Raw genomic sequence first — 3,905 nt, forward strand, 5'->3', positions numbered from 1 at the left:
CGCCAACAAGATCGCTTAAACGATGTGCCGCTGACTACAACTGAAATGCAGCAGATTATTGAGCAGATTAAAGAGTTGAAAACACCGCTCAAACTCAACGGTTTAATTAATGGTAAAACGGTCGCGATTAAACGAGATAACCCTGATGACTCGCTGCACTATGGCAAAGAAGTCAGTTTGAAAATTTATGACCGTCAAGAGATCGCTGCTGGTCAAAGCCGTTACCAAATTGTGCAGCAACCCAAGTTCGAACGAGGTAGCCCGTTACGTAACGATCGTCGTGGTGATGTACTGTTGCTAATAAACGGTATGCCCGTTATTCATATTGAGCTAAAGCGCAGCGGCATTCCGGTCAGTCAAGCGGTCAACCAAATTGAAAAGTACTCTAAAGAAGGCATTTTTAGCGGCCTTTTTTCGCTCATCCAAGTCTTTGTTGCCATGGAGCCTGATGAGGCTAAATACTTTGCTAACCCCGGACTAGATGGCAAGTTTAACCCTGACTATCAATTCAGTTGGGCCGATTATAATAACGAGCCCGTGAACCACTGGAAGGATATCGCCTCTACGTTGCTATCGATACCGATGGCACATCAGTTGATAGGTTTTTATACCGTCGCTGATGATACCGATGGGGTCCTTAAAGTCATGCGTAGCTATCAGTATTACGCTGCTAATGCGATATCGGATCGAGTCGCTAAAACCAACTGGAAGCAGTTAGGTGGTATAAACAATAAAGATAGGCTAGGTGGTTATGTATGGCATACCACAGGTTCTGGTAAAACCATGACCAGCTTTAAGTCAGCGCAGTTGATTGCTCAATCAAAAGACGCCGATAAAGTAATTTTCTTAATGGACCGCATCGAGCTTGGTACTCAGTCTCTACTTGAATATCAAGGGTTTGCTAGTGATGGAGAAGTGGTACAAGCCACCGAGAATACCCATGTACTGGTGACCAAACTAAAGAGCACCGCGCCTGCTGATACCTTAATTGTTAGTTCGATTCAAAAAATGAGTAATATTTTTGAAGAAGCGGATGATGAGGGAGTAGCAACAAACTCGGCTGATATTGAAAAAATTCGTGATAAGCGCTTGGTGTTTATTATCGATGAGGCGCACCGCTCAACGATGAGTGGAGGTACAGAAGATAGAGAAGGCATGTTGGTAAGGGTGAAAAAAACATTCCCGAAAGCCCTCTTTTTTGGTTTTACTGGCACGCCCATTCATGAAGAAAACCAAATCAAGAGTAATACAACGATGGATGTCTTTGGTGGCGAGTTGCATCGCTATAGTATCGCCGATGGTATCCGTGATGGAAACGTGTTGGGGTTTGACCCTTACAGAGTGTCTACCTTTAAGGATGGCGAACTAAGACAAGAGATCGCCTTACAACAAGCCAAGGCTGACTCGGTTACGGATGTAATGGTAGAGCCAGCCAAAAAGAAAAAGTTTAATCACTTTATGAATGATGTGCCGATGGCGGGGTTTAAAGACGCCGCAGGAAAATATCATAAAGGCATTGAAGATTATATTCCTAAAAGCCAATACTTAACGAAGGCTCATCAAGAAAAAGTCGTCGCTGACATCTTGGATAAGTGGGATGTACTGAGCCAAGGCAGTAAATTTCACGCCATTTTAGCCACTAATAGTATCGCTGAAGCGATTGATTATTATCGCCGTTTAAAAGCAGATAAACCTGAGTTAAAAATATCGGCCCTATTTGACCCTAACATTGAGAACGATGGTAGTGGTGACCGTGGCCCGACGTTTAAAGGTGATGGTCTAGAAGAGATTATGGCTGATTATAACGCCCGCTATGGCCTAGAGTTTGATTTTGCCCGTCACTCGGCCTTTAAAAAAGACATCGCTGCGCGTCTTGCCCATAAAGAGCAATACAAGAATATTCACAAAGAACCTTCAAAGCAGCTGGACTTACTGATCGTGGTCGATCAAATGCTGACTGGCTTTGATTCCAAGTGGTTGAATACTTTGTACTTAGATAAAGTGATTAAGTATCAGAATATCATTCAGGCTTTCTCACGCACTAATCGTTTGTTTGGTCCCGACAAACCTCATGGCATTGTTCGTTATTATCGCTATCCACATACCATGGAGCAGCACATTAAAGATGCTGTCAAACTCTATTCTGGCGACAAACCTATTGGGCTTTTTGTTGATAGGTTGGCAAGTAATATTGAGCTTATGAATAGGGTGTCAGCGGATATCTCTGAGCTGTTTGCTAGTTCTGGTATTGAAAATTTTGAAACGCTGCCAGACGATGTCGAGCTCTGTGCTAAGTTTACCGAATTATTTAATACCTTTAACAAGCACCTAGAAGCTGCCAAAGTACAAGGTCTGAATTGGGAGCAGTCTACCTATACTGACTCATCAGAAAGTGAGAGCGGTGCTGAGCGTGAGGTCACTCTGGCTATCGATGAACTCACTTACATGAGCTTAGTTCAGCGTTATAAAGAGCTTGCTGGCAAAGGGGAAGGCAATGGAGAAGGAGCTGGTGGTGATGTCCCTTTTGATATCAGTGGTTATTTAACAGAAATAGACACGGGTAAAATCGACGCCGACTACATGAATAGTCGCTTTGATAAATATCTAAAAGAGCTTAATCAGCACCAAGGTTCCACAAGTGTCGAAACCACACTCAATGAGTTACATAAGTCATTTGCGTCACTGAGCCAAAGCGAACAAAAGTATGCCAAGCTCTTTCTGCACGATTTGCAGCGTGGAGATGCGCAGTTAATTGAAGGTCATACTTTTAGAGACTACATCAACGACTATCAAAATCAAAAGGAACAGTTACGAATAGCCGTCATTGTTGAGGCTCTTGGTTTAGATAGGGATTTACTTCTCCAGTTGATGGGCGGGGATGTGAATGAGCAGAGCATTAACCGTTTTGGTCGCTTTGATAAACTGAAATCAACGGTCGATAGGAGTCAGGCAAAGACTTACTTTGAAAATCTTGAAGGCACGACGATCCCCCCGTTCAAACTGAACATGCGTATTGATAAGTACCTTCAAGAGTTTATCTTTGGGCAAGCTGAAGTGTTCTTAAGTGAGAATTAAATGAATGAGTGCTAAAGCATTTCCTTTCAGTATCCCCCTTATGGATGCGATCAGACATGATTATGAACGATTTCGTTTTGATACCCACCAGTATTCTCATCAAGGGCTTTTTACCGATGGTGAGAAGCTGTATGCGGTTATATTGGATGTGGAGAACAATGATGCACTTCTTGATGAACTCAGGGAGCATTATGATAAGTACCATACCATTGGTATACCACCAGCGAAGATCGTGGGTGAGATAGCACAAGGGTTTCGTTTAATAGAGTCTCGCAGCAAGCTGGAAAAAACACTCACGCATGCTCAGCCCATGACTATCGATGAAACCATTAATTTGTTCGTGTTGCACATTCCTAAAAAGTATCACCCATTTCATGTGGATTTCCTATTCAACACAAACGAGTTTAACCTGACCTTTAAATCTGAGCTGACTCGTAGTGAACAAGAAGAGGTGCAGCTAATTTGTGAGGCTTTAGGCTATCAAGGTTATGATTTTGTTTTTAATGTCGATCTTACAATGCCTGACTTTCCGGGAAAAGTTGAACACGAACCCAATACTCGCAACAACCTAGTACTGACAGCTAGTGGTTTAATGCAAAAGCAGTTCTCCAAACCTTTGCTAACTAGATATGAAGAGGATGAAGATTTTTGGGCTCAAAATAGACAATCAGTATTTAGTGGAGATGAGGTTGACCAAAAAAGCCAATATCTTTTACCCAAGTTTGAAGAGCCAAAGTCTCGCTGCTTTGTGGATGCGTCTGTCTTTCCGCGTCAAAACTTGAGGGTTTATTTGACCTTATATGAACAGGTCATCATTGCACTACCACTCA

At 42.6% G+C, this 3,905-nt stretch carries 1 protein-coding gene and 1 pseudogene; both read left to right on the plus strand.

Annotated features, from left to right (window positions below; translation table 11 throughout):
* On the plus strand, window positions 1-3,075 hold a 3,075-nt coding region (locus tag MD535_RS25090), incomplete at its 5' end, for a type I restriction endonuclease subunit R, EcoR124 family (RefSeq protein WP_265677993.1).
* 4 nt (window positions 3,076-3,079) lie between these two features.
* Window positions 3,080-3,905 (plus strand): annotated as a pseudogene (locus MD535_RS25095) (hypothetical protein); the annotation flags it as partial.

It is taken from the genome of Vibrio qingdaonensis, from assembly GCF_026191675.1.
Classification (GTDB): Bacteria; Pseudomonadota; Gammaproteobacteria; order Enterobacterales; family Vibrionaceae; genus Vibrio; species Vibrio qingdaonensis.